This is a genomic window from Mesorhizobium sp., from assembly GCF_004962925.1.
Classification (GTDB): Bacteria; Pseudomonadota; Alphaproteobacteria; order Rhizobiales; family Rhizobiaceae; genus Mesorhizobium.
Genome location: NZ_SUEO01000064.1, coordinates 21,823 through 22,569, shown reverse-complemented (window position 1 = coordinate 22,569; position 747 = coordinate 21,823). Strand labels below are relative to the sequence as shown.

Below are 747 nucleotides of genomic sequence, written 5' to 3'. Positions count from 1 at the left end.
GTGAGAAGCAACGTCTGCTGGATCTCCAGGGCGGCATGACATTTGTGCTCGACGTTCCGGTCAACGGCCGCTTCGAGCCGCGCGTGCTGATCGCCTAGACCATGACTCCAAACCTTCGGTTCGGAAAGGGGCATGGTCAAACAAGAAGGTAGCGCCTGCACTGTCGTGCAAGCGTCCGGCTGACGTCGGTTCCGCGAAAGCCTGATACATCCGCCGTGCAATGGTAGGCAATCGCGCTGCCAGGACCCGCTGATCTCATGTCAAGTCGCAAGCCGAAGCTGATCCTTGTCTACGAGCCGGAAAAGGCCTGCTTCGAGCGGCTGGTCGCCGATGGCCATGTGCCGGAGCGCGCCGCCGAAATCGCCTCCTATCTGGCGCAATCGACCGACATCGCCCGTGAATTCGATGCGCTGGCCGCAGCCTGCCTGACGCGTGGTCTGTCCTTCGCGCCGGTGGCGCTCGACGATGCCGCAAACGTGCTTGCCGGTGAGGGCCCGGACACGACGCTGGTGTGGACGCTGACCGATGGCATCGCCTATTTCCGCGGCGGTGCGGCACCGGCTCTGGCACGACTGAACGGTCTGAAGGTGCTCGGCGCCGATGATGCGCTGGTTGCGCTCTGCCAGGACAAATTCCGTTCCGGCGCCGTGCTCGGTGCGCTCGACCTGCCGGTGCCGCAATCCGGCTTGGCCCGCGACGGCCGCTGGCTGGTCGAGCCGCCGGCTTCGCCAGCCGGCTGGTTTGTCA

At 65.1% G+C, this 747-nt stretch carries 2 pseudogenes; both read left to right on the top strand.

The window, feature by feature from the left end:
- Window positions 1–98: pseudogene (locus tag E5W87_RS15110) on the top strand (SMP-30/gluconolactonase/LRE family protein); the annotation flags it as partial.
- 159 nt (window positions 99–257) lie between these two features.
- Window positions 258–747 (top strand): annotated as a pseudogene (locus E5W87_RS15105) (D-alanine:D-lactate ligase-like protein); the annotation flags it as partial.